Annotated in this window: 22 protein-coding genes; 11 read left to right on the top strand and 11 right to left on the bottom strand. The window is 60.0% G+C overall.

Translation table 11 applies throughout. The annotated features are described in order from the left end of the window. Nucleotides 1-2 precede the first annotated feature (2 nt). From ACIPR4_RS06785 to ACIPR4_RS06765, 5 genes are read right to left on the bottom strand one after another with little or no spacing between them, the layout of a single operon-like run. Nucleotides 3-515 carry a pyridoxamine 5'-phosphate oxidase family protein gene (locus tag ACIPR4_RS06785; protein ID WP_013567913.1) on the bottom strand — a complete coding sequence of 171 codons (513 nt, stop codon included), beginning with the start codon at nt 513-515 and terminating at the stop codon, nt 3-5. 39 nt (nt 516-554) lie between these two features. Continuing rightward, nucleotides 555-1,421 carry a glycine betaine ABC transporter substrate-binding protein gene (locus ACIPR4_RS06780; RefSeq protein ID WP_013567912.1) on the bottom strand — a complete coding sequence of 289 codons (867 nt, stop codon included), beginning with the start codon at nt 1,419-1,421 and terminating at the stop codon, nt 555-557. After that, nucleotides 1,418-2,065: an ABC transporter permease gene (locus ACIPR4_RS06775; protein ID WP_013567911.1), complete on the bottom strand. Its 648-nt coding sequence runs from the start codon at nt 2,063-2,065 to the stop codon at nt 1,418-1,420. Before ACIPR4_RS06775 ends, ACIPR4_RS06780 begins: the two co-directional genes overlap by 4 nt. Then, nucleotides 2,062-2,820 carry an ATP-binding cassette domain-containing protein gene (locus tag ACIPR4_RS06770; protein ID WP_013567910.1) on the bottom strand — a complete coding sequence of 253 codons (759 nt, stop codon included), beginning with the start codon at nt 2,818-2,820 and terminating at the stop codon, nt 2,062-2,064. The genes ACIPR4_RS06775 and ACIPR4_RS06770 overlap by 4 nt, the downstream gene beginning before the upstream one ends. A gap of 3 nt (nt 2,821-2,823) precedes the next feature. Next, complete coding sequence (locus tag ACIPR4_RS06765; RefSeq protein ID WP_013567909.1) at nt 2,824-3,600, bottom strand: ATP-binding protein; 777 nt, start codon at nt 3,598-3,600, stop codon at nt 2,824-2,826. A gap of 217 nt (nt 3,601-3,817) precedes the next feature. Here ACIPR4_RS06765 and gap point away from each other — a divergent pair, with 217 nt between their 5' ends. The 4 genes from gap to tpiA all read left to right on the top strand — a co-directional run bounded on the left by gap (nt 3,818) and on the right by tpiA (nt 7,307). Next, complete coding sequence (gene gap / locus ACIPR4_RS06760; protein WP_013567908.1) at nt 3,818-4,825, top strand: type I glyceraldehyde-3-phosphate dehydrogenase; 1,008 nt, start codon at nt 3,818-3,820, stop codon at nt 4,823-4,825. After that, entirely contained in the window at nt 4,825-5,199 is a 375-nt protein-coding gene (locus tag ACIPR4_RS06755) for a RidA family protein (protein ID WP_013567907.1), read from the top strand. Before gap ends, ACIPR4_RS06755 begins: the two co-directional genes overlap by 1 nt. A 27-nt stretch (nt 5,200-5,226) precedes the next feature. After that, nucleotides 5,227-6,447, top strand: coding sequence for a phosphoglycerate kinase (locus ACIPR4_RS06750; RefSeq protein ID WP_013567906.1), 1,221 nt, complete (start codon nt 5,227-5,229; stop codon nt 6,445-6,447). Nucleotides 6,448-6,551: 104 nt separating this feature from the next. Beyond that, entirely contained in the window at nt 6,552-7,307 is a 756-nt protein-coding gene (gene tpiA, locus ACIPR4_RS06745; protein ID WP_013567905.1) for a triose-phosphate isomerase, read from the top strand. Between the two features lie 148 nt (nt 7,308-7,455). On the opposite strand, the gene ACIPR4_RS23285 is transcribed toward tpiA, so the two are convergent. The 3 genes from ACIPR4_RS23285 to ACIPR4_RS06730 form a co-directional block, all read right to left on the bottom strand. After that, nucleotides 7,456-7,584, bottom strand: coding sequence for a hypothetical protein (locus ACIPR4_RS23285; RefSeq protein WP_281047265.1), 129 nt, complete (start codon nt 7,582-7,584; stop codon nt 7,456-7,458). An 88-nt stretch (nt 7,585-7,672) separates the two neighbouring features. Continuing rightward, nucleotides 7,673-8,257, bottom strand: a complete 585-nt coding sequence (gene lepB, locus ACIPR4_RS06735) for a signal peptidase I (RefSeq protein ID WP_013567904.1) — start codon at nt 8,255-8,257, stop codon at nt 7,673-7,675. A gap of 53 nt (nt 8,258-8,310) precedes the next feature. Then, nucleotides 8,311-9,321 carry a serine hydrolase gene (locus ACIPR4_RS06730; RefSeq protein ID WP_245536475.1) on the bottom strand — a complete coding sequence of 337 codons (1,011 nt, stop codon included), beginning with the start codon at nt 9,319-9,321 and terminating at the stop codon, nt 8,311-8,313. 104 nt (nt 9,322-9,425) lie between these two features. Between ACIPR4_RS06730 and murQ the strand changes: the two genes are divergently transcribed. The 3 genes from murQ to murA all read left to right on the top strand — a co-directional run bounded on the left by murQ (nt 9,426) and on the right by murA (nt 12,473). Further along, nucleotides 9,426-10,403 (top strand): N-acetylmuramic acid 6-phosphate etherase, encoded by a 978-nt coding sequence (gene murQ / locus ACIPR4_RS06725; protein ID WP_013567902.1) that lies wholly within the window; start codon nt 9,426-9,428, stop codon nt 10,401-10,403. A 266-nt stretch (nt 10,404-10,669) separates the two neighbouring features. Further along, entirely contained in the window at nt 10,670-11,083 is a 414-nt protein-coding gene (locus tag ACIPR4_RS06720) for a hypothetical protein (RefSeq protein ID WP_013567901.1), read from the top strand. 109 nt (nt 11,084-11,192) lie between these two features. After that, complete coding sequence (gene murA / locus ACIPR4_RS06715) at nt 11,193-12,473, top strand: UDP-N-acetylglucosamine 1-carboxyvinyltransferase (protein ID WP_013567900.1); 1,281 nt, start codon at nt 11,193-11,195, stop codon at nt 12,471-12,473. A 1-nt stretch (nt 12,474) separates the two neighbouring features. On the opposite strand, the gene ACIPR4_RS06710 is transcribed toward murA, so the two are convergent. Next, nucleotides 12,475-12,840: a hypothetical protein gene (locus ACIPR4_RS06710; protein WP_187290259.1), complete on the bottom strand. Its 366-nt coding sequence runs from the start codon at nt 12,838-12,840 to the stop codon at nt 12,475-12,477. 145 nt (nt 12,841-12,985) lie between these two features. Here ACIPR4_RS06710 and proC point away from each other — a divergent pair, with 145 nt between their 5' ends. Next, on the top strand, nt 12,986-13,849 hold the full coding sequence (proC, locus tag ACIPR4_RS06705; RefSeq protein WP_013567898.1) for a pyrroline-5-carboxylate reductase: 864 nt from the start codon (nt 12,986-12,988) through the stop codon (nt 13,847-13,849). Nucleotides 13,850-13,852: 3 nt separating this feature from the next. Further along, entirely contained in the window at nt 13,853-14,782 is a 930-nt protein-coding gene (locus ACIPR4_RS06700) for a COX15/CtaA family protein (RefSeq protein WP_013567897.1), read from the top strand. Between the two features lie 55 nt (nt 14,783-14,837). On the opposite strand, the gene ACIPR4_RS06695 is transcribed toward ACIPR4_RS06700, so the two are convergent. Continuing rightward, nucleotides 14,838-15,134, bottom strand: coding sequence for a hypothetical protein (locus ACIPR4_RS06695; RefSeq protein ID WP_013567896.1), 297 nt, complete (start codon nt 15,132-15,134; stop codon nt 14,838-14,840). Nucleotides 15,135-15,258: 124 nt separating this feature from the next. Between ACIPR4_RS06695 and ppk1 the strand changes: the two genes are divergently transcribed. After that, nucleotides 15,259-17,412 (top strand): polyphosphate kinase 1, encoded by a 2,154-nt coding sequence (gene ppk1 / locus ACIPR4_RS06690; RefSeq protein ID WP_013567895.1) that lies wholly within the window; start codon nt 15,259-15,261, stop codon nt 17,410-17,412. A 75-nt stretch (nt 17,413-17,487) separates the two neighbouring features. On the opposite strand, the gene ACIPR4_RS06685 is transcribed toward ppk1, so the two are convergent. Further along, a complete protein-coding gene (locus ACIPR4_RS06685; RefSeq protein ID WP_187290258.1) occupies nt 17,488-21,243 on the bottom strand; it encodes an Ig-like domain repeat protein in 3,756 nt (1,251 codons plus the stop codon). 191 nt (nt 21,244-21,434) lie between these two features. Between ACIPR4_RS06685 and glmU the strand changes: the two genes are divergently transcribed. Beyond that, on the top strand, nt 21,435-22,874 hold the full coding sequence (glmU, locus tag ACIPR4_RS06680) for a bifunctional UDP-N-acetylglucosamine diphosphorylase/glucosamine-1-phosphate N-acetyltransferase GlmU (protein ID WP_013567893.1): 1,440 nt from the start codon (nt 21,435-21,437) through the stop codon (nt 22,872-22,874). Nucleotides 22,875-23,178: the final 304 nt, after the last annotated feature.

The following is a 23,178-nucleotide window of genomic DNA, read 5'->3' as shown; positions in this document are numbered from 1 at the left end:
CGCTAAACAGCAATCTTTCCCGCATCGCCGACATCCGTCTTCCCACCCGTGATCGCGGCGATCGCGATCTGTCCCAGACGCACAATCCTGCTGGAATTAGCTTCCCAGTACTGAGCTCCAGTCACCTTCACTTTGATCACCGTGACGGCTGGATCGTTCTCGCCTTCGGGAAACCAGGCTTTGTAGGAAGCGTTCCAGTACTTGTGAATCAGTGCCTTGTCCTTCGAGAGTGACGCCACGCCCTGAACTGAGATGAACTTGCCATCGTCCGCGTCGGAGTAGCTCAGGAGCACATTCTGGTCCTCGCGGATCTCCTCGGCCTTGGGCGAATCGCCCCGCGCCACGAAATAGATATTCCCATCAAAGCTGTCTTCCTCAAGGTCCTGCGTCGCCATGGGACGCGCGTGCAGCGTGCCGTCCTCCAGGACGGTCGTCAGCATGGTGAACTTGATTCCCTTCACCAGTTCCGCAATCTTCTTCAAGCCCTCTTTGCCGCTGTAGTCTTTCTCGCTCATGAACCTTCTCCTCGGGAGATGGGATGCGAAGGGCGCGAGCTAAAGATGTTTCTGGCGTCGAAAGTCGCGGACCACCTCGGCGGGATCGCGATGGTTTCCATCCACCTCGTGATTCAGTGATTGCATTTCGTCTGCCGAAATCTGTCCGGCAAGCCTTTTTAGAGCCCTCCCCAGCGCAGGATGCTCCCGCAACGCATCGTCGCGCACCAGCGGCACGGCTTCATACGGCGGAAAGGCGTGCAGATCGTCCTGGAGCACGCGAAGGTGCATCGCAATAATTGCCCCGTCCGTCGAATTACCGGAGACGATATCCACCTGCTTCGCCGCCATCGACCGGTACAACAGCCCCAGGTCCATCACGCGCGGCCGGTCGTTGAAGTCGAGATGGTAGACCGCCTGCAAAGCAGGCAGACCGTCCGCACGGGATTGGAACTCGTACCCCGTCCCAAGACGCAGGGAGTTCGCCATGGGTGCAAGCTGGGTAAGATTTCGCACTGCGAAAAATCGCGGATCGTCCGATCGCACGATCATGGCGAAAGTGTCTTCGAATCCAAGAGACGGCGCGACCGTGATGTGGAACTTCCGTTCGTAGATATTTCGTATCGTGGAAAGCGTCCGCGCCGGGTCTCGGTCCAGCGGCTGCTTCAGAATCGCCGTCAGCGATGTCCCCGAATACTCCACGTACGCGTCGATCCGGCCCGACGTCAGGGCCTGATGCGCGATATACGATCCGGCCAGGTAGAAGCGCCGGTCCACCGGCTCTCCCTCGGCCTCGACCTCCTGCGCCAGAAGCTCCCCCAGCAGCACCTGCTCCGTGAAGTTCTTACAGGCGATTGTGAGGCGGGAGGAACGAGGAGGATCGCAGGCCGTCAGCAGCAAAGGCAGGAGAAGCAGCAGGCGCTTCATCGGGCAACATTCTGGCCTGTGTTCCTGGCCAACCGGGATTCAAGAAGCCCCAAAAGCCCGTCCGCCGCCAAGGCCAGCAGCGCCGCCGGAATGGCTCCGGCAAGCACCAGACGATTGTCCACCGACGCCACGCCACGAAAGATCAGCTCGCCCAGACCGCCCGCGCCGATGGCCGCAGCGATCGTTGCAATGCCCACACAAGTCACCGTCGCTGTGCGAATGCCTGCCAGAATGATGCTCGCAGAAAGCGGCAGCTCCACTTTCATAAGCTTCTGCATCTCACTCATTCCTAAGGCATTGGATACATCGCGTAAGGCCGGATCAATATTCCGGATCGCGGTATAAGTATTCCGCAGGATGGGCAGCAGCGCATAGGCCGTCAGGGCCACAATCGCCAGCCGCGACGCCCTTTCGCCCAGCCATGGCAGAGGCAGCAGAAGCCCAAACAGCGCCAGCGAAGGGATCGTCTGCAGGATATTCGCAATCCCCAGGAAGGGCTTCGCTAGTATCGGTTTCCGCGTCAGCAGAATCCCCATCGGCAAGGCAATCGCAATCGCCAGGCCGAGCGCCCATGCTGTCAGCCAAAGATGTTCGAACGTCAACCGCGCGATCTCGGAGCCGTGCTGTCGCAGAAAATCCATCATGCGTGGTTTCCTCCCGCAGCGTTCCGGTACGCCGCGATCGCCGGATCCAGCGAGGTACGGACCTGATCGGGCGTCGTCCGGGAAATCACCTTACCCGCCTCCATGAAGACGATGTTGTCCGCGAGAAACAGCGCTTCGTTCAGATCGTGCGTCACCAGAAGCGCCGTTGTCTTCACGCGCCGCAGAAGGTCGCGCAGAAGCGTCTGCATCTCGGCGCGCGTCAGCGGATCGAGCGCGCCAAAGGGTTCATCGAGCAGCAAAAGCATCGGCTCCGAAGCCAGTGCCCGCGCCAGCCCGGCCCGCTGCCGTTGCCCACCGGAGAGCTGATGCGGATGCCTCTGAGAGAAGCTGGCGGGGTCGAGACCGACGAGTTGCAGCAGCTCCGCCGACCGCCGCTCCTGCTCCGCCGCGGACTTCCCCGCAAGCTCCAAAGGAAGGGCTACGTTGCGGCCGATAGTCATGTGCGGAAAGAGCCCGGTCTCCTGAATGACGTAGCCCACACGATGCCGGAGCTTGCGAAGGTCCTCAACGGAAAGCTCAAGGACATTCGTTCCATCTACCACCACGCTTCCAGAGGTTGGCCGCACCAACGCATTCACCATGCGTAGGAGCGTCGTCTTGCCCGAACCCGAGCGTCCAAGCAGGGCCGTGGTGGTTCCGGGCTTTAAATCCAGCGAGACGTCATCGAGGATTAAACGCGAATCGGGCAGCATCAGACTCACGCGCGTGAGTTGGACGCTGCCCGGTTCAGCCATTCTCTAAGCCTCGGAGCTGGAAGATTCGTCGGTCGAGGCCGTGTCGGCGATCGCTGGCGTACTGCCTCCAGCGCCCTTCACGCGGACGACAGTGATCTTCGCAAAGCCCTCCTGGAACGTTGGCGGCTTCAGGCGCTCGGCCATCTTGTGCATCACGTCGTCGGTCACGACGCGGTCGCGCTTGCTGTTGCGCTCCATGCAGATCTCGAATGGGACGTCAAAGAAGACCGCCTGCGCTTCGTAGCCAAAGCTCTGGGCCATCTTGATCCACTGACGGCGCTCGTGTGCGGAGAGGTTCGTGGCGTCTACGTAGTTCCACGGCATCTTCGCAATCAGACGCGCGCGCAGAAGCGAACGCAGCGTAGAGAAGACGAGGCCGGAGTAGCGCTGGTCCGTAATGTCGTCGAAGAGGATCGTCCGCAGCATGTCGGAAGAGAGCGGCTGCACGCCGCGGCGCTTGTACCAGGTCGTCTTGCCGGAACCCGGAAGGCCGATCGTCAGGACAACGTAACCCTTCGGCTCGGAAGGCGTAACGGCGCGGGCCGGAACGGCTGGCACGGTAGGAGATTCGGGTTGGGTTTCTACGATGATCTTCGGTTCGCCGGCTTCGGCAGCCTTGAAAGTCATCTCGGGCGGCACGGGGGGAATCGGCATGCTGCGGCTGGGGGCGGATTCGGGGTACGTCGGGCGGAGGGGCGCAAACTGCCCTTGCGGAATCTCCTGCCCGGATTTACCGGTGGATTCGGTATCGTTCGGTCCACGTCTGGTACGTCTTCTCATAGAGGTATGCGCTCTTTCTGTTGGCGCTTCAAATTTCGGGCGGTCATGACCGCGCTTACGTGAGATGTACCACACGCGATGGGTGCACGCCAATTGGTGCAACGGATGCCCCTGAAGTTTGGAGGCCGCGCGTGGCGACAGCTACACTAAGTAGGATGCGTCTGCGCGACTTACGCGCTTACGCCAACAGGGTTATTCCCCAAAGGAGCATCGCGCAATGGCAGTGAAGGTAGGCATTAACGGCTTTGGACGCATCGGACGCAACGTCTTCCGTACCGCCCTGGGCAATCCCGAAATCGAATTTGTCGCGGTCAACGACCTCACCAGCCCCGCAACGCTGGCCCATCTGCTCAAGTACGACTCCATCCTCGGCAACCTGAAGCAGGAGATCACCTTCAGCAGCGATTCCATCACCGTGGACGGCAAAACCATCAAGGTCTTTGCCGAGCGCGATCCCGCCAAGCTTGACTGGGCAGGCGTTGGCGCACAGATCGTCGTCGAGTCGACCGGCCACTTCACCGATGCGGAGAAGGCCAAGGCCCACCTCGGCACGACCGTGAAGAAGGTCATCATCTCCGCCCCAGCGACCAACGAGGACCTGACCATCGTCCTCGGCGTCAACGACGACAAGTACGACGCGGCGAAGCACAACGTCATCTCGAACGCGAGCTGCACGACGAACTGCCTCGCTCCCGTCGTCCGCGTTCTGCAGGATGAGTTCGGCATCAAGAGCGGCATCATGACCACGATCCACAGCTACACCAACGATCAGGTCATCCTGGATTTCCCGCACAAGGACCTCCGCCGCGCGCGCGCTGCCGCGATCAACATGATCCCGACCAGCACCGGCGCAGCCAAGGCCCTGAAGCTCGTCATCCCGGAGATCGAAGGCAAGCTGGACGGCTTCGCCATCCGCGTCCCGACACCGAACGTCTCCGTCGTCGATCTCACCTTCGTCGCCGAGAAACCGATCACCGCCGAGACGATCAACGCGGCAATGAAGTCTGCAAGCGAAGGCAAGCTGAAGGGCATCCTTGGTTACACGGACGAGGAGCTCGTCTCCAGCGACTTCAAGGGTGATCCTCGCTCCTCGATCTTCGACAGCAAACTGACCAAGGTGATCCAGGGCAACATGGGTAAGGTCATCAGCTGGTACGACAACGAGTGGGGCTACTCCTCGCGCGTCAAAGACCTCATCACCTTCCTGGTGCAGAAGGGTCTGTAATGGCTGAGCGCAAAAACATCGCCGGAACCTCTCCATACGAGCCAATCATCGGCTTTTCGCGCGCTGTCAAAATCGGCAATGTCGTACACGTCTCTGGAACCGGTCCGGTGGGAGCTGAAGAAGCTTCCCCGGCCGACCAGACGCGCGCCACGCTCAAGATCATCGAAGCTGCGCTCACGCAGGCCGGCGCCACCTTCGCCGACGTCGTCCGCACACGCATGTACCTTACCCACACCGAAGACTGGGAAGAGATTGGCCGCACTCACGGCGAGGTCTTTGGCGAAATTCGCCCGGCGTCCACGATGGTGGTCGTAAAAGAACTGCTTAATCCGCTCTGGCGCATCGAGATCGAAGCCGAAGCAATTCTTCCCTAACGCATTTCCGAACGCCCAGGAGTGGTAATGGCAAAGCTTTCGATTCGTGACCTCGATCTGAACAACAAGCGCGTTCTTATTCGCGTCGACTTCAACGTGCCCCTCTCCAAAGACGGCACCGAGATCCTGGACGATACGCGCATCCGCGAAACGCTTCCCACGATCGAGTACGCCATCCGTCGCCGCGCCAAGGTCATCCTCGCCGCCCATCTTGGCCGCCCCAAGGGCAAACCCGTTGCAGAGATGAGCCTTCGCCCCGTCGTCGATCGTCTCCGCAACCTGATCGATCACGAGATGGGCGAATCCTTCAATGTCGGCTTTGCGCCAGATTGTGTCGGTGAGATTGCCACCGAGCTGGTTCGCCAGTTGGAGAGCGGGCAGGTACTCCTCCTCGAAAACCTCCGCTTCCATCCCGAAGAAGAAAAGAACGATCCCGGCTTCGCGAAAAAGCTTGCCGCCCTCTGCGACATCTATGTGAATGACGCTTTTGGCGCAGCGCATCGCGCACATGCTTCGACGGAAGGCATCACGCACTTCGTTGCACAGTCCGCTGCTGGCCTGCTCATGGAGAAGGAACTCAACTATCTCGGCAAGGCCCTGCAGTCACCCGACAAGCCCTTCGTCGCCATCATCGGCGGAGCGAAGGTCAGCGACAAGATCGGTGTCATCGACAATCTTCTGAACAAGGTCGATGCCATCATCATCGGCGGAGGCATGGCGTACACCTTCCTGAATGCACAGGGCCAGAAGACGGGAAAATCTCTCCTTGAAGCAGACAAGATCGACATCGCAAAGGCCGCGCTGAAGAAGGCTGAAGAAAAGGGCGTGAAGTTCCTTCTGCCGGTCGATCACATCCTTGCCGACAAGTTTGCCGCCGACGCCAGGACGCAGGTCTTCGAAGGTACAAGTAACTTCCCTGAGGACTGGATGGCGCTCGACATCGGCCCCAAGTCGATCGAGCTTTTCAACGCAGAGATCGCCGAGGCGCGCACCATCGTATGGAATGGCCCCATGGGCGTCTTTGAACTGCCTGCCTTTGCCAAGGGAACCATGGCCATCGCCCACGCCGTTGCAGACAACACGGATGCTATCTCCATCGTAGGCGGAGGTGACTCCGTCAGCGCCGTACACGCGGCTGAAGTGACCGACCGCATCACGCACATCTCCACCGGCGGTGGCGCTTCCCTCGAATTTCTCGAAGGCAAAACTCTGCCCGGTGTGGCCGCACTCTCTCCGAAGCAGCAGTAGGACCAATGTCCTGAGTTAGCGCTGTCGTCAATTTTTCTTCTACTTGGGGCTTGCCAACGCCCGCTACCAACCCATAAGCTCCGAAAACCAAGAGCAGGAGAAGCATGCGCAAGAAGATCATCGCCGGGAACTGGAAGATGTACAAAAACCCCACGGACTCCGTGGGGTTTCTGAACGAGTTTCTTCCCATGGTCGAAGGCCATGAGCGTGACGAGATCATCATCTTCCCCACCGCCACATCGCTCGCCTATGTGATCGATGCAGTGCGAGGGTCGAACGTGCACGCCGGGGCCCAGACCATGCACTGGCTGAACGAAGGCCCGTATACGGGACAAACCTCTCCCACCATGCTCACCTCTATCGGCGCGACGCACGTGCTCCTCGGCCACTCCGAAAGACGTCTCTACGCCAATGAAAGCTACGAGCATGTGAACCTGAAGCTCAAAGCCGCCGTGCAGCACGATCTCATCCCCATGCTCTGCTTCGGCGAGATGCTTGCAGACCGCCAGGCCGGTTACACGGCGGACACCCTGATGGCGCAGATGGGTGGAGCGCTCGCAAACCTTTCACCGGAAAAGGCTCAGTCCCTCGTCATCGCCTATGAACCCATCTGGGCCATCGGCACCGGAAGCACGGCGTCTCCTGAAGTGGCAGAAGCGGCGCACTCCATCATTCGCAGAGAACTCGCTAATCGCATGGGCGAAGAGATCGCAGAGAGCACACGCATCCTCTACGGCGGATCGGTCAAGCCGGACAACATCGGCGCTCTTCTCAGTATGCCCAACATCGATGGGGCCCTGATCGGGGGCGCCAGCCTCGATCCCACGTCCTTCGCGCGCCTGGTCAAATACCAGTTTTAGCGTTTCCCTTTGTCATTTCGAGGCAGACCTCCGTCATTTGCAGCAGCCCTTTTGTCATCCCGTAGCGAAGCGAAAAGATCTGCTTTTAGAACCACCAAAAGTAATCCCCAACAAAAAGGCCTCCGATTTCTCGGAGGCCTTTTTGTTACTAACGACGTGGGTGATGATGATGACGATGATGACGTCTGTGATAAGGCTGTGCAGCAAGCGGACTGAACTCTCCGCTGACGATGACCAGAGCGATCAATGCGATGACGATGTGTGCGAGCTTTTTCATTGGAACTCCGGGTGAAAAGTTGAAGATGTTCACTCTGATGTAGAAGCGTGCCCCGGTGTTGTGTGGGAACATCACTTTCGTTTATAGGTTAACGCACAACTCCCGCCTGGTCGAACGGCCAATAGACAAAAGCAGCGCGTCCATAGATCAGTTCCTTGTCCACAGGCCCAAAGTCGCGGCTATCCGATGAGATCGAGCGATGATCTCCCATGACGTAATACTCTCCAAGCGGCATCTGGATCTCCCGCTGCGACCGCGAATCCACAAAGCGCACGGGAACATACTTTTCAAACAGCGGCTTATCGTTCACGATGACCTGACCATGGTCGATCCGCAACCGGTCACCCGGCAGAGCGATCACGCGCTTGATGTAACTCTTCGTATGGTCGCGTGGATATTGAAAGACCACGACATCGCCGCGCTGAATATCCCCCACGTGATACGCCATTTTGTTAATAAACAGACGGTCCTGGTCCTCCAGCATCGGCAGCATACTGGTGCCTTCTACACGCACCGGCTGGTAAAGAAACATGATGATGAACGCAGAGATGGACACCGACACCACGAGATCACGGAGCCACGACGTAAGCGTCCATTTCGCGGCGGGCGATGGGAGGGCCGAAAGAGAGGAGGGTTCTGATGGTGTTTCGGGTCGGATCGGTACTTCGTTCATTGCCTTCTCTTTTAATGCGTTCTCTTTATTTGACGCTCTTTATGCGAAATTGCCTACGGCTTTACCGGTAAAGGGATCTTCGCATCCAGTCCCAGGCCGGGAACCAACAGTTTACCGTCGATTCCCTTCGCCTCCCAGGCCTGCACAATTGCCCGCGAAAGTTTGGCCATCGTAACGGTACCCTCGTTGTCCGACGTCCAGGCATGGTCGGCGTTGTCATACGTGTAGAGAGCTAAAATGATTGGGCCAGAACGTCCGGCGATGATGCCTACATCCGAGTGCGTCGTCTCCAACCCCCCTGTCTTATTGGCGATACCCGATCCGGCCTCGCTGCTGTCGAGCGTCTCCAGATAACGCGGAATGCCGTCGCGATAGAACTGGCTCTGCAGCATGTGCAAAGCGATTTTGCAGGCAGCAACGGCAGAATCCGGTGGCAGCGCTTCCTTTCCCGGGACGTCCAGCTGGCATCGCCCAACCCGCTCGATCACCGTAGCGATCTGCCGGGCGGTCGTCTTTCCCAGGCCATACTTCGGCTGATCGGGAGGCATCGGTCCGGACGGCGGCACCATACTTTTCTTATAGAGCCACGTCTGGTCCAGCCCAAGCGCCATCATGTCCTCGTCCACCGCTTTCGTGGTGAAACGATCGATCATCAGGTTCGTTGCTGTGTTATCGCTCACGATCACCATCAGGGTGGCAACGTCTTTCAGGGTGAGCGTCAGGGGAGCATCCATAAAGGTCAGCAGCCCGGAGCCATTGACGCGGTCGACCGCCTTCAAGGTGATAGGCTCTTCCCATTTTGCCTGTCCGGCGGCAACCTGCCGCGTCGCTTCGAAGAGCATCGCCAGCTTGATGGTGCTAGCCGTCTGTAGCGGAAGATCCGCGTCCATGGCGACGGTCTTTCCTGTACTCTTCTGTTGGGCAAAGACTGCGACCCTTCCATGGTGGGCAGCGATGATGTCTTTTAGCTGCTTCTCCAGAACCGGATCGTTCGTGACCTGTGCCGAAACAGGAAGCACAGAAATAACTAAAATGAGGGCTATGAGTAGGCTTCCGTTGCGCATGGCTTGCATCTTATCTCGATTGAGGGATATGCAGGGCGAGGCAATTTAACGAGCCACACGTCAGTACGTGGGGCTACAATCGTTCGTGCAACTGACGGATTTTTATGACACCTACGATGATTGAAGAGACACCGGCAAAGGCCACACCGGCAGTATCGAAAGACCAACAATCTGCGGATCTCCAGTCGCTAGCGACGGAGAAGCAGAACGAAGCCTCCGAAGGTTTAGATAAGAAATCCGCGCTCGAAATCGCGCGGATTATCAACCAGGAGGACGCCAGGGTCGCGGCGGCGGTCAAAAAAGCCATCCCTGAAATCGCCCAGGTCATCGACGTCGTAGCCCGTTCTTTGCGGGACGGCGGCCGCCTGATCTACGTCGGCGCAGGTTCCAGCGGACGGATTGCCGCGCTGGACTCCGCCGAATGTCCGGCCACCTTCTCTACCGCTCCTGCGCAGGTGCAGTACATCATGTGCGGCGGCCCGAAAGCCCTCGCCTCGGCTGCGGACGTCAACGAAGATTCGCCCGAAATGGGCCATCGCGATATCGCCAAACGCCGCCCCACCCGGAAAGACATCGTCATCGGCATCTCCGCCTCTGGGCGCACGCCCTACGTTGTCGGTGCGGTGGAATACGCTCGTGCGCGCGGTGCAAAAACGGCATCGATCACCTGCAACCTGAACACTCCGATTTCTAAAGTCTGTGATATCTGCGTCGTAGCCGAAGTCGGCCCCGAGGTCATCTCCGGTTCGACCCGCCTGAAGGCCTCCTCCGCCCAGAAGATGATCACCAACATGATCACCACGGGCGCGATGACGCGGTTGGGCTATGTCTACGACAACCTCATGGTCAACGTACACATGAAGAACGAAAAGCTGGTAGAACGCGGCATCAACGTCCTGATGCGTGTGACCGGCGTCGACCGCGACACCGCCATCCGTACCATCAAGTCCGCCAGCAAATCCATTCCGACGGCTGTCGTGATGCTTAAGGCCGGGGTGGACAAGATGGAAGCCGTTCGCCGCCTCGCCAAATCCGACGGCAACGTTCGTCTAGCCATCGAAGACTCCCGCCTGGAGCTATAACTCTGTGCCCCATTCTTTCGCCAGCGTTATTGGCGAAAGGTGGGGTCGCGCGGAGCGCGAACCGCTTATCCCCTTTCACTCCATCTCAGATCTCGACCGAATCAGCATCCTTCCCGCACATCGCAAAGAGCGCGATGTACGGGGCACCCAGAGTTTCGGCTCATCGAGAACCCATCTCCCCAAAGATAGTTGCTCACAACCTTCCCGCCACACCGTGTTTATTCCTTGCAGAGCGGCGCATCCTATCCGCCGCAAGGAGTTACACCATGAAGCGCACTCTTCTCATCGCAGCTCTCGCTCTCTCCCTTGTTGGGGCCGCAGCCATCGCCCAACAGACCGCGCCCGCACCGCAAAACGATGCTCCGCCAGCGCAGCACGAACGCCATCACAGCCCTAACCCCCATAAGATGGCGATGCACCTGAGCAAAAAGCTCGGCCTGTCACCCGACCAGACCGCGAAGCTCGAGCCCATCCTCGCCGACCGCCAGCAGAAGATGCAGGCCCTCCGCGCGGACACCTCCCTGACACCCGATCAGCGCAAGCAGCAGAGGCATGCCATCGGAAAAGACTCCCAGGAGCAGCTTACCGGCATTCTCACACCCGAGCAGATGCAGCAGTTGAAGGCCATGCACCACGGCCACCGTGGCGAAGGACAGGCTCCTCCGCCAACCGGCGTTTAGCTTCCCGTTCCATCAGCAGCCCTCGCCGCAGTCGCGGCGAGGGCTGTTTTGCAGAGCGCACCAATCTAGCCACCCACCTTTCCTCGTTACTCTTCCGTAAACTAGCGGGATGGATAAGTTTGTAGTCCGCGGCGGGAATCCGCTGCTCGGCACCATCAAAGTCTCTGGCGCAAAGAACTCCGCGCTCCCCTGCATGGCCGCCGCCATCCTCACAGAAGAGGAAGTTGTCCTCGAGAACATTCCGCAGGTCCGCGACATCGAGACCGAGCGCAAGTTGCTCGAAGCCATGGGCGCCCAGGTGGAACTCGGCTACGGCCGCGCACAACATCGCACCACGATCCGCTGCGCCGTTCTCTCCGATCCTGAGGCCAAATACGAGATCGTCAAAACGATGCGCGCCTCCTCGCTCGTCCTTGGGCCGCTCGTCGCGCGTGTCGGCATGGCCCGCGTTGCGGTCCCCGGCGGATGCTCCATTGGAGACCGCCCCATCGATCTTCACCTCAAGGGGCTGGAACTGATGGGCGCAAAGATCACGCAGGACCACGGCTACATCGAGGCCCGCGCCGACCGTCTCAAGGGCGCGCACATTCTCTTCGACAAGATCACCGTCACCGGCACCGAAGACCTCCTGATGGCCGCCACCCTCGCCGACGGCGAAACCATCATGGAAAACTGCGCGCAGGAGCCCGAGGTAACCGACCTGGCCAACATGCTCATCAGCATGGGTGCAAAGATCGAAGGCGCAGGCACCTCCAAGATCACCGTGCAGGGCGTCAGCAAGCTGCACGGGACTCGCCACCGCATCAACCCCGACCGCATCGAGGCGGGCACGTTCATCATCGCGGGAGCCATCTCGGGCGGCGATCTCAACGTCGACTGCTGCAACCCGGGCCATCTCGCTGCTGTCATCGCCAAGCTCGAAGAGTGCGGCGTCCGTCTGGACGTCGGCAAGGAGAACATCCGCGTCCGCAGCGAAGGCCACCTAAAGGCAGCAGATGTCTCCACCGTCGAATATCCCGGCTTCCCCACCGATATGCAGGCGCAGTACATGGCGCTCGCGACCCAGTCCGAAGGCACCTCGACCGTGATCGAAAACATCTTCGAAAACCGCTTCATGCACGTCAGCGAACTCGTCCGCATGGGCGCGAACATCCGTGTCGATGGCCGCACCGCTACGGTCCGCGGAAAGACACCGCTCTCCGCCGCAGCCGTCATGTGCAGCGATCTTCGCGCCAGTGCATCGCTCGTTCTCGCAGCGCTTGTGGCCGACGGAGAAACCATCCTCGACCGCGTGTATCACATCGACCGCGGCTACGAACGCATCGAAGAGAAGCTTCGCGGCGTAGGCGCTCAGATCCGCCGCATGGGCGAGGTCTTCGGCAAAAAATAGCTTATAGAGCGGGCCCGGAACGGCGACGACGACGCCGTTCCGGGCGTCCGATCCAGCGAACGACGCGTTGAACGATGAAGACGAGCGCGACCAGGACGACCACAGTCGTCGCGTAGCCACCTAGAAATAGCGCCGGAACGGCGAGCCTGGGGAAGCCCATGCGGTCGACCCAGTCGGTCATGAAGATTCCGACCGCATGCAGGGCGACCCATTGAAGCGCCAGCAGGTTCGTGTACCACTGCGTCTCCTGCGGACCGGGATCCACGGCGGGGGAGCCGAGAAAGAAGTTCACCGACTCGATCGCGAGCGCAGCCAGCAGAACAAACCCTATCTGCGACTTCCTTCCGAACCGTGAAGCAGCAGGCATATCCATGCAGACTAGCTTAGCTCGAAATCGTGATCGGTAATCGATGCAGGGCCAATGGAACCGGTCCACTTCCCCTTGAGACTTCGCAGCAACCTTCGCGCGAGTGGTAGCCTTAAGGCTCCACTGTTTGTGCGTGCGAAAGAAGATGATGAGCGAAGAGATACAGTTCGAACTCCCCACCGTTGTTCCCCCTGCGCTACCCAACGTCCGCGTCGCCATCCTTGGCGCTGGAAAGATGGGCGGCATCCTTCTCCAGGCCTTCCTGAAAAACAACCTGCTTCTACCCGAACAGATCACCGCAACCGTGGGCCACGAAGACCGTGCGCACGCTTTGGGTACGCAGTTCGGCATTGAGGTTTCCACGGACAACCGCTCCGCCGCGGAACACGCGGACGTGATTCTCCTTGGTGTGAAGCCGACGCAGGTTCCCGCGCTCGTGGAAGAGATCCTTCCGGTCCTCAACGACAAGAAGTTGCTGATCTCCTTCGCCGCTTCGGTCACAACCAAGTCCATCGAAGCCGCTATCGGTCACGATGCGGGCGTCGTCCGCGCCATGCCGAACACCCCGGCCATGCTCGCTGCAGGCATCACCGCGCTCGCTCGCGGAGTCCACACGACGGACGCACAGCTTGCCATCGCGCAGAAGATCTTCGCTACCGTAGGCCGCACCGTCATCGTGGATGAGAAGCATATGGATGCCGTCACAGGCCTCTCTGGATCTGGTCCGGCTTTCATCTACATCATCATTGAAGCCCTGGCGGAAGCGGGCGTGAACGTCGGCCTGCCGCGTGACATTGCTACCCAGCTCGCGGCGCAGACGACCTACGGCGCGGCGCGCATGGTGCTCGAAACCGGCTACCACCCCGCTCTACTTAAGGACGCCGTCACCACTCCCGCAGGCTGCACTGTGGACGGCATCCTCGAACTCGAAGAGGGCGGTCTTCGCGTCACCCTTATCAAAGCCGTCAAACGCGCCACGATGCGCGCAAAGGAACTGGCCGCAGGCTAAACGATGCCCACGATGCAGCTTAGAACGGCGAAGCGCGGAACCTACCTTGCCCGGTTTGCATGGGGCGTTCTGGGGTGGAACGTCCTCGTCGCATCATGGGGAGCGATCGTTCGTTCCACAGGCTCTGGTGCGGGCTGCGGAAATCACTGGCCCCTCTGCAACGGCGACGTCATCCCGGTCTCGCCCAACATCCACACGATGATCGAATTCGCTCATCGCATGATGACGGGAGTCGCCGCCTTCGCGATGGTCGCGCTCGTCGTCCTGGTTCTCCGCAACTTGCCAAAACCGCATCCAGCGCGAAAAGCAGTCGTTTTCGCCGCGATCTTGTTAGTCGTCGAAGCAATTCTCGGAGCTCTGCTCGTTAAACTCGGATACGTTACAGGCAACCGGTCTGTCGCCCGCGTGGTATTTCTCGGCGTGCACTTCGCCAATACTTTCCTGCTCCTTGCTTCGCTCACATTGGCGGCATGGCTTGTCAGTGGCAACCCTGCGCCCCGTCTGCGCGCGATGCACTGGCTCACACTGGCCTCGACCCTCGTCGTAGGCGTCAGCGGGTCGCTTGCCGCTCTTGGCGATACCCTCTTCCCGGCGACCTCGCTTCGTGCCGCCTTCGCACAGGACTTCGCCGCAGACGCCCCCATGCTGCTTCGACTGCGCAGTGTCCATCCCCTGAGCGTCCTGGTGGCCACGGCAGCCCTCATCTGGCTCACCACGAAGGCACGCGAACTCTCTTCGCCACGCGTGAAGAAGCTCATCGGGGCCACGCTCGCTCTGCTCGCCTTTCAGATCTTTCTTGGAATCGCGGACCTCGCCCTGCTCGCTCCGTGGTGGATGCAGGTGCTCCATCTCCTCGGTGCAGACCTCTACTGGTCCTCGCTGTTGATGCTGGTCTTTGACGCCTCCACATCGCGCGAGGTATCGGCCGCCTAAACAACAAAAAGGCCAGCGCAAACCTGCGCTGGCCCCTGATACAAAACCTTCCCGATTACTGGGGTTTTGGCGGATCATGCGGCGTGGTCGTCGGGGTCTTGTCACCCACGATGGCCTTGCCTAGCTTCTTGGTTCCGCGCGCGGTCTTCGTCGCTCCAACGGCGGTTCCGTGCTTGGTCGCCTTCGCGCCCTTCACAGTGCCCTTCTTGATGCCGCGACCGGCGCTCTTGGTTGCGGAAGCCGTGTCATGTCCAGCGGTCTTCATATCCTGCTTCGCGCCGTCCTGCGCTACGGCAAGTCCCGCGGAAAGCACCAATGCAACCATTGCGCTTCCAAATGTACGAATCTTCATTGGTACTCCTTCTGGCGTCCCCGCCCTTTGCAATCTGATGCCAGATTACCTCACGACGTTACAAGAAATTCATACAAACTGCTTCGAACAAAGTATTAAGGTAGCCTTTCCCTGAGGATATTTCATGGCGCGCAAGCCCATACCCAAGCCGCAACATCTTTTCATTAACCGCGACGAATCCTGGCTCCGCTTCAACCTGCGCGTGCTCGAAGAAGCGCAGGACAGCACCAATCCTCTTCTGGAGCGATTGAAGTTTCTCGCCATCACGGCCAGCAATCTCGACGAGTTTGTCGAGATCCGTGTCGCCGGTATCCTGCAGCGCATCGAGGAAGGATACACCCCCTCTCCCGAAGAGATCGACGACGCCCTCACGGAGCAGGAGCGGCTCGAACTCCTCGCCGACCAGTTGCACTCTTTCGTGCACATGCAGTATGACTGCTTCACCGGCCAGGTCCTGCCCGCGTTGAAGGCGGCCAAGATCCGCATCCTCAAATGGAGTGATCTCAATGAGACCGAACGGTCGCAAGCCATGCACTACTACGAGACGGAGGTCGACCCACTTCTTACGCCCGTTTCGATCGATCCGACCCATCCCTTCCCTCGCGTTCTGAACAAGGCCCTCTGCATTGCCTTTCTTCTTCGTAGAAAACAGACGAAGGCGCGCAAGTCCATCCTCGGAATCGTCACCGTTCCGCGTTCCTTGCCCCGCTTTGTTCCGATGCGCTGCCCCGCTGGTGAGTTCCACTTCCTTTATCTCCACGAACTCGTGCAGGCCCGCGCGGAACGCATGTTTCCCGGCTATCAGATCGTCGCGCGATCGGCCTTTCGCATCACGCGCAACAGCAATCTTTACCTCGAAGAGGAAGAGGCCCGTTCTCTTCTGGAGAGTGTCCGCGCCGAACTCCATAACCGCCGCAAGGGCGACGTGGTACGTCTCGAAATAGAAAGCGGAGCGAATGAAGAGTTGATCGAACAACTGAGGATCAACTTCGATCTCGACCGCTGGCAGATTTTTCGCGTCAACGCACCGGTAAATCTTTCGCGCGTGGCCGACCTCTACAGCCAGATCGCTCGGCCCGACCTGAAGTTTCCCCAGTTCACCGGAAGCCTCTTCAAGCTCGATAGCAAGTCCCCGGACATCTTCGCGGAACTGCGCAAGCACGACGTACTACTGCACCATCCCTTCGAGTCTTACCTGACGGTCGAACAGTTTCTACAGAGCGCCGCGGAAGACGAACGCGTCATTACGCTGAAGCAGACGCTCTACCGCACCAGCTCCGACTCTCCCATGGTCCACGCCCTGGTGGAGGCCGCCGAAGCCAAGGACATCACCGTCGTTATCGAGTTGCGCGCGCGCTTCGACGAGGCCTCCAATATCCGCTGGGCGCGTTCGCTCGAAGAAGCTGGCGTACAAGTCTTCCACGGCATCGCCGGGCGTAAGACCCACTGCAAGCTCGCGCTGCTCGTCCGCCGCGACGAAGACGGTGTCATGCGCCGCTATGCGCACCTTGGCACAGGAAACTACAACCCCGTCACAGCGCGTTTTTATACCGACATCAGCCTGCTGACGGTGAATCCAGAGATCACCGCTGCCGTCCACGCCGTCTTCAACTACCTCACGGCAGAAGCAGATGCCGCCGACTACAAGCCGCTCCTCGTCGCTCCGCAGACCCTTGCCACCGAGCTGATCCGCCTGATCGAGCGCGAGACCCTGAATGCACGCGCGGGCAAACCCGGCCACATCATCGCCAAGATGAATGCGCTGCTCGATCGCAAGACCATCCACGCCCTCTACGCCGCGTCGCAGGCCGGGGTTAAGATTGATCTGATCATTCGCGGCATGTGCTCGCTGCGCCCCGGTATCCACGGCCTGAGCGAAAACATTCAGGTCCGTTCCATCGTCGGTCGATTCCTTGAACACAGTCGCATCTTCTGGTTCGCCAACAAAGGCAAATCGGAGGTCTACTGCGGTAGTGCGGACTGGATGCCGCGCAATCTCTACGAACGCTGCGAAGCCGTCTTCCCTGTGCTCGATCCGGAGCTCGCAACGCGCCTGCGCGACCAAATTTTGGAAGCTTATCTCCGCGACAACACCAAGGCACGCCTGATGCAACCGGACGGTCTGTACCTCCGCGCGCCTCGCTCCGGCGCCCCTTTCAGCGCGCAAAACTTCCTGATGACCGGGAAGGATCTGCCGTCGAAGACCCTCTCCAAGCCAGCGACCAAAGCGACAAAGAAGCCAGTGAAGAAAGCTGCAAAAACAAAAAGCCGATCCTAGAGAAAACTTGTGCCCCATTCTTTCGCAGCTTCATCGCGGAAGGTGGAGCACATTTTATCCTCTTGTAGCGAAACCTTATTGAATCGTCACCTGATACGAATAGTTATGCCGGACCGTAGTCGAACCATCCGTCGCCGCAGTCGTCAGCGTAAAGCTCGACGTTCCTAAAGGACTGCCCGTCCCGATAGGAGTTCCTCCTCCAATGGTCGTGCTGCCTCCGGTCGTAGTCGAGGTCCCGCTCGAACATCCCCACGCACCCAGGGCAGCCATCGAAAGCAGCAGTGCAAGGAGCACCGAACGCATCCGCGAGCGACGCGCGAAAAACGCCATCGACAGGGCCCCAAGCGCAACGCCTGTCGGCCAGCCAGAGCCCCCACGCGGTCGGTTTCTCATCAGGGACGTCGCATCGGCCGTGGTTGAGATCGTCAGCGTGGTCGCGCCTCCACCCGTAAGAGAGCTCGGCGAAAAAGAACACGTCGCCAACGTGTTTGCAGGCGGCGTACAACCGAAGGTCACGGTCCCGGTGAAGCCGCTCACCGTCGTCAGCAGCCCAACCGCCTGCCCGCTGTGTCCCTGACTGATGGTCATGGTGGCCGGGTTCATCGTCAGGGTGAAGTCTCCAACGGAGATCAAAAGCTGACCTGAGGTGATGGTGTTATACGAGCCGTCCCCGGCATAGATGGCATACGCGCTATGCGTGCCCGCCGTGTAGTTCGTGCTGGAAAACACAGCCACCGCTGCATTCACTCCATTGGAGACCAGCATCGCCGTTCCCAGCTTGCGCGTTGTTCCATTCAGTGTGTCGTAGAACGTGACCAGACCAGTCGGAATGATGAGTGCACCGGTCGGCTCGGTCAGCGTGGCCGTCAGCGTTACATTGGCGCCCGCAAGCGGTGTCACCGTGTTCGCGGTCAAGGCAATCGTGGAGTCGATGGCCAACGGCGTCACAATCGTGGAAGGAGAGACACTTGAGGCATAGTTTGCATCCCCCGAGTATGTCGCCAACAGCGCGTGCGATTTGCCGCCCGCCAGGGCAACTGCGAGCGTTGCGGTTCCGTTCGTCACGATGCCAGTACCTATCGAGATGCCATTGTCGGTAAAGCTGACCGTCCCGGTCACAGCGGCGAGGGTCGCAGTCGTAGCGACTGCCGGACCTACGGTTGCCGTCAACGTGGTCTTATAGCCTGCCTGCGGCGCGGAAGGCACCACGGTAAGCATTGTCACCGTCGGTCCCACCACCACCTTCAAGGTAAGCGTCACCGTATTGCTGCAGGTCAGGTTAATCGAAGCCGTGCACGCTACCGTGACCGTATACGTTCCCGGTGGCGGCGCATTGATAGCAATCGTCGCCACGCCAGCGGTGAGAACTCCCTTATAAACAGCTCCGCTCACGCCCGCAATCATTGCGGTAACGCTTCCCGTCGCGGTTCCAGTGCTCGTAAGTAGTACCGTCGCAGAGATCGAAGCCGCTGTCCCGTACCCGATGGCCGCCGTCGAAGAGAGCGTCGCCGTCAGACTGCCGGTCGCTGCGGTTACGGCCACTGTTACAGTCGTAGTGCTTGTGCTTGCGGCGTAGTTGGTATCTCCGCTATACGTTGCCACCAGCGAATGAGACCCGGCATTCAACGTCGTCAGCGCCAGCGTTGCGGTGCCTGCGGAGAGCGTCGCCGTGCCGACCACGCCCTGCAGCGAATCAGTAAAAGTGATCGTCCCTGTCGGTGCGGTCGCATCCACAAGAGACGCCGGTGTGACCACCGACGTCAGCGTCAGTGAAGTGCCATACGTCGATGTCGACGCGGATGATGCGAGCGATGTGGTCGTCGTCACCAGCGTTCCCGTTGCCGCCACCGCTGCGGAGGTCGCCGTGAGGAAGTTCGCATCGCCCGCATACACTGCGGTGATGGAATGGCCCGCTCCGGTGAGCGCAACCGGCAAGGTCGCAACACCGTTCGCGAGAATCCCCGTTCCGAGCACCGTCGTGCCGTCCAGAAACTGGACGTTCCCCGTCGGGATCACCGAGGTGCTGCTCGAACTCACTGTGGCGGACACCGTCCCCGTTGAAGTCGTCTCCAACGCGGCGGCTCGTCTTCTCGCGGCCGCTGTTACGCCGGTGGAATAGCTTGCAACGACTCCAGGAGTGGCTTTCGCAATCGTCGCCTGCACGCTCACCGGCGTGTAGCAGGTAAAGCTGACGTCTGCGCTGTTGCAGCCCACCAGCAGCGTCACACTTCCGGCCTGTGTTGCTAACACATTGACCACGCCCGTCGCCGTTCCCGCCACCGTGGAGCTAAGCGCGCCTGTATAAACCACCGTGGTCGAAGTACCCTGCGGCGTTACAGAAGCAGAGCCCGACGGCGTTCCAATCCCGCTCGCAGACTTTGCCGTCACCGTCACGGCAAAGGTCCCACCTACGGTGGCTCCCGACGCCACAACCGCAGACAACATCGTCGGCTCGCCAAGCACCGTCACACCCGCCGTGCTCGCGGTTGTAGCCGGAGCATAGACACCGTCACCCCCGTACACCGCCTTGAAGTCATACGATCCCGCCGCGACACCGCTCACCACGTACGTCGCCACGCCCGTAGAGTCCAGCGCCGAAGATCCCAGTGTCCCGCCCTGTGCGCTGGAGAACGTCACCGTTCCTGTCGGCACCGTCGTCGTGCTCGTACCGGTCACCGTCGCTGTCAACGTAAAGCTCGTCCCATGCACCGGTGCATAGTTGCTGCTGGAGATCGAAACCGACGTCGTTCCTGTTCCCATTGGCCAGGCTTTAATCAGGGCCTTCAGATCGACCTGCCCCAGACCTGTTGCCGTCTCCCACGTCCCTGTTGCCACACCTGCATCCTGCGTATAAAGTCCCACTACCGGAGCGAGGCTATAGAGAATCGCATTCACCGCGCCCTGCCGTACCCCTGCAGAGGCCACGATGGTCTGCAGCGTAGTCGAGAGCGCATCCGGATCCGAACTCAGATCGGGCACAGCGCGAATGCTTCCCGAAGGCAGACCCACCACCGACTGCCATGAGGGCCGCGCATCGCCTTCCACTGCCAGCGAAACGGCCTGCGTATCCGCGCTGCCATGGACCGCCGTCGCCAGCGCAGTCGCTGCCGGAGAGAGTGCCGCCGTGACGCAATCGCCGGAGACCAGCACCGTCTGCCCCTGTGCCGCTGCCTGTTCCAGCAAAGGCAAAAATCCATCGGCCAACGCATCCGCTGCGCTGCCGGTACAAACACCCTTCACCACCAGCACCGCGGAGACGTTCGCATCCACCTGCGCCGCCAGTAAATCGAGAGCCGAACTCGCGTCCGTATTCAAAGCAATCGCATTCATGCCGCGAACGTCCGTCACGGAAGCAGCCAGCGCATCCGGCAGCGAAGGAACCTCCGTCGCAGAGAGCACCTCGGCCGAGGCCACGCTCATGCGATGAAGCCCTACGGCGAACACGGCATTCATCTGCGCCACGGTTCCGCTCAGGAGCATCGACGTCCGCGCACGCGAAACGGCCCCCACCGTCAATCCCTGCTCCGAGAACCACGCCGACAGCGCATCCACGCTGGCGCTCGACGGCTGAAATCTCGCCGCGAACTCCTCCGTTGTCAGAAAGTGGTGATATCCCGTCGCTCCGGGCGTGCTTGCATTTGTCAAAAAGCTGTCGAGATCCGCCTGCTGTGCCGCGCTCCGCTTCAGCGTCACCACCACGCCGCTCACTGCCGCCGAGCCGGGAGCCGGACCAAGATCCTGAGCGCCCTCATTGTCCACCACGACCAAGGCGCGCGAAATCGCCGTCCGCTGGGCCTCGGCAGAATTCTCTGAAACACAAAACAGAACCAAAGCTGCTACGAGAAGAGAGGTTGGCAGGCAGAGGTGTCTCGCCCAAACGGATTTCGGGAAGAACGCGGGTTCACGCAGCATAGAGGATGGGCTAAGTCTCGACCGCTCAACAGCAAAAGGCAACACAACTTTGGTGCCACAGACTCCTCGACCCGGCCCCGCGCTACCATGGAGACCGCAAGGAGATCTTCGTGAGCGAACAGCATCAACCAGGCTTTGGCATCGCCATCATGGCCGCCGGAAAAGGTACACGTCTCAAGAGCAAGCGCCCCAAGGTGCTGCACGAAATCGGCGGGAAACCCTTGCTACTTCATGTCCTCGACGCCGCGCTCGCCATCGTGCCTGCCGACGCCATCACCGTCATCATCGGTCACCAGGCGGAGACCGTTCGCTCTACCGTGGAAGCCGCCACGCGCACCGCAGGCGTCCGTTTTGTGCTGCAGGCAGAACAGCGTGGAACTGGACACGCGCTTCAGCAGGTCAAAGCGGCTTTCGCTGGACTCACGCCTCCTGAGCATCTCCTCGTCCTCTCAGGCGACGTTCCCCTCATCCGCCCGGAGACCATCGCCGCCATCCGCGATTTCCATCTCGCCGAGCACGCCGCGATGACCATCCTCACTGCAATCCCCCCGGACCCCACCGGCTATGGCCGCGTCGTCCGCAAGTCTCCGGGTTCGTCCGAGGCCCTCGCCATCGTGGAGCAGAAGTCCCTCGCCCCCGACCAGCAAAACCTGCCCGAGATCAACTCCGGCATCTATGCCTTCCAGACCGCCTCGCTTTTTAGTCACCTCGACCAGCTCGACACGGACAACGCCCATGGCGAGTTCTACCTCACCGACGTCGCACGCCTCATGGTCGACGCCGGGGAGCGCGTCGTCGCATTCGCAGCGGACGATATCGACGAAGTCCTTGGCGCGAACACCATCGTCGAGATCATGCACCTCGACGCAGCCCTCCGCCTCACCACGGCAAAACGCCTCATGGCCTCCGGCGTCACCATCTTCCGTCCCGAGACCTGCGTTATCGACGCCACGGTGGAGGTCGGCCCGGACACCATCCTCGAACCCTTCGTCCAGCTCCTCGGTACGACCGTCATCGGTTCCGACTGCCGCATCCGTTCCTACTCCGTCGTGCAGGACTCTATCCTCGGAGACCGCGTCCTCCTCCGCAATGGATGCATTCTGGACTCCTCGACCGTCGCGGACGATGCTCTGCTCGGACCCTACGCGCACCTCCGCCCCGCCAGCCATATCGGCAAGGGCGCGCACGTCGGCAACTTCGTCGAAACCAAGAAGGCCACGATCGGAGAGGGCTCCAAGGCGAACCACCTCTCTTATATCGGCGACGCGGTCGTCGGCGACGGCGTGAACATCGGCGCAGGCGTGATCACCTGCAACTACGACGGAGTGAACAAAAACCAGACGACCATCGGGGACGACGTCTTCGTCGGCTCTGACTCCACCCTGGTCGCCCCCCTCACTCTGGGTAGTGGCTCTTACGTTGCGGCAGGCTCCTGTATTACAGAAGACGTCCCTTCGGGCTCACTCGCGCTCGGCCGCTCCCGTCAGGTCACCAAAGAAGGCTGGGCAGACCGCAAGCGGGATGCGAAGCTCGCTAAAGACAATCTGTAGAGATTTTTAAGAACTTTCCTAAAAAAATATTTCCGCTGATGAAGGAACAGGTTCTGAAGAAAATAAAGGAGATACACCTTCGATACCTCCCCGGTTTGTACATAGACAAAATATTTCCAAAAATATTCCGGAATTTAAGCGAAATAGGAAACTAATTTCTACGGGCCGCGTCTCATTACGTGTAGACAGAAATACAAAAAGTAGTAGACTTACTTCAGTAGTTCTATGACTACACGGATTCTGCAGAAGAGGTTGAGTTTTTCGCCCACTGCAAGCAAGTTGCGTCACTGGCCTCCCCCGTATG

It is taken from the genome of Terriglobus saanensis SP1PR4, from assembly GCF_000179915.2.
GTDB lineage: Bacteria > Acidobacteriota > Terriglobia > Terriglobales > Acidobacteriaceae > Terriglobus > Terriglobus saanensis.
Note: the sequence above shows the minus strand (reverse complement) of the source record. Positions and strands in the feature narration are given on the sequence as shown.

Coding starts and splice junctions, on each gene's coding strand:
- ACIPR4_RS06755 (WP_013567907.1), top strand. CDS start 4,825: ATGGCTGAGCGCAAAAACATCGCCGGAACCTCTCCATACGAGCCAATC.
- tpiA (WP_013567905.1), top strand. CDS start 6,552: ATGCGCAAGAAGATCATCGCCGGGAACTGGAAGATGTACAAAAACCCC.
- ACIPR4_RS06720 (WP_013567901.1), top strand. CDS start 10,670: ATGAAGCGCACTCTTCTCATCGCAGCTCTCGCTCTCTCCCTTGTTGGG.
- ACIPR4_RS06780 (WP_013567912.1), bottom strand. CDS start 1,421: ATGAAGCGCCTGCTGCTTCTCCTGCCTTTGCTGCTGACGGCCTGCGAT.
- ACIPR4_RS06785 (WP_013567913.1), bottom strand. CDS start 515: ATGAGCGAGAAAGACTACAGCGGCAAAGAGGGCTTGAAGAAGATTGCG.
- ACIPR4_RS06775 (WP_013567911.1), bottom strand. CDS start 2,065: ATGATGGATTTTCTGCGACAGCACGGCTCCGAGATCGCGCGGTTGACG.
- proC (WP_013567898.1), top strand. CDS start 12,986: ATGATGAGCGAAGAGATACAGTTCGAACTCCCCACCGTTGTTCCCCCT.
- murQ (WP_013567902.1), top strand. CDS start 9,426: ATGACACCTACGATGATTGAAGAGACACCGGCAAAGGCCACACCGGCA.
- ACIPR4_RS23285 (WP_281047265.1), bottom strand. CDS start 7,584: ATGAAAAAGCTCGCACACATCGTCATCGCATTGATCGCTCTGGTCATC.
- ACIPR4_RS06730 (WP_245536475.1), bottom strand. CDS start 9,321: ATGCGCAACGGAAGCCTACTCATAGCCCTCATTTTAGTTATTTCTGTG.
- ACIPR4_RS06695 (WP_013567896.1), bottom strand. CDS start 15,134: ATGAAGATTCGTACATTTGGAAGCGCAATGGTTGCATTGGTGCTTTCC.
- ACIPR4_RS06700 (WP_013567897.1), top strand. CDS start 13,853: ATGCCCACGATGCAGCTTAGAACGGCGAAGCGCGGAACCTACCTTGCC.
- ACIPR4_RS06750 (WP_013567906.1), top strand. CDS start 5,227: ATGGCAAAGCTTTCGATTCGTGACCTCGATCTGAACAACAAGCGCGTT.
- ACIPR4_RS06710 (WP_187290259.1), bottom strand. CDS start 12,840: ATGCCTGCTGCTTCACGGTTCGGAAGGAAGTCGCAGATAGGGTTTGTT.
- murA (WP_013567900.1), top strand. CDS start 11,193: ATGGATAAGTTTGTAGTCCGCGGCGGGAATCCGCTGCTCGGCACCATC.
- ACIPR4_RS06770 (WP_013567910.1), bottom strand. CDS start 2,820: ATGGCTGAACCGGGCAGCGTCCAACTCACGCGCGTGAGTCTGATGCTG.
- gap (WP_013567908.1), top strand. CDS start 3,818: ATGGCAGTGAAGGTAGGCATTAACGGCTTTGGACGCATCGGACGCAAC.
- lepB (WP_013567904.1), bottom strand. CDS start 8,257: ATGAACGAAGTACCGATCCGACCCGAAACACCATCAGAACCCTCCTCT.
- ppk1 (WP_013567895.1), top strand. CDS start 15,259: ATGGCGCGCAAGCCCATACCCAAGCCGCAACATCTTTTCATTAACCGC.
- ACIPR4_RS06765 (WP_013567909.1), bottom strand. CDS start 3,600: ATGAGAAGACGTACCAGACGTGGACCGAACGATACCGAATCCACCGGT.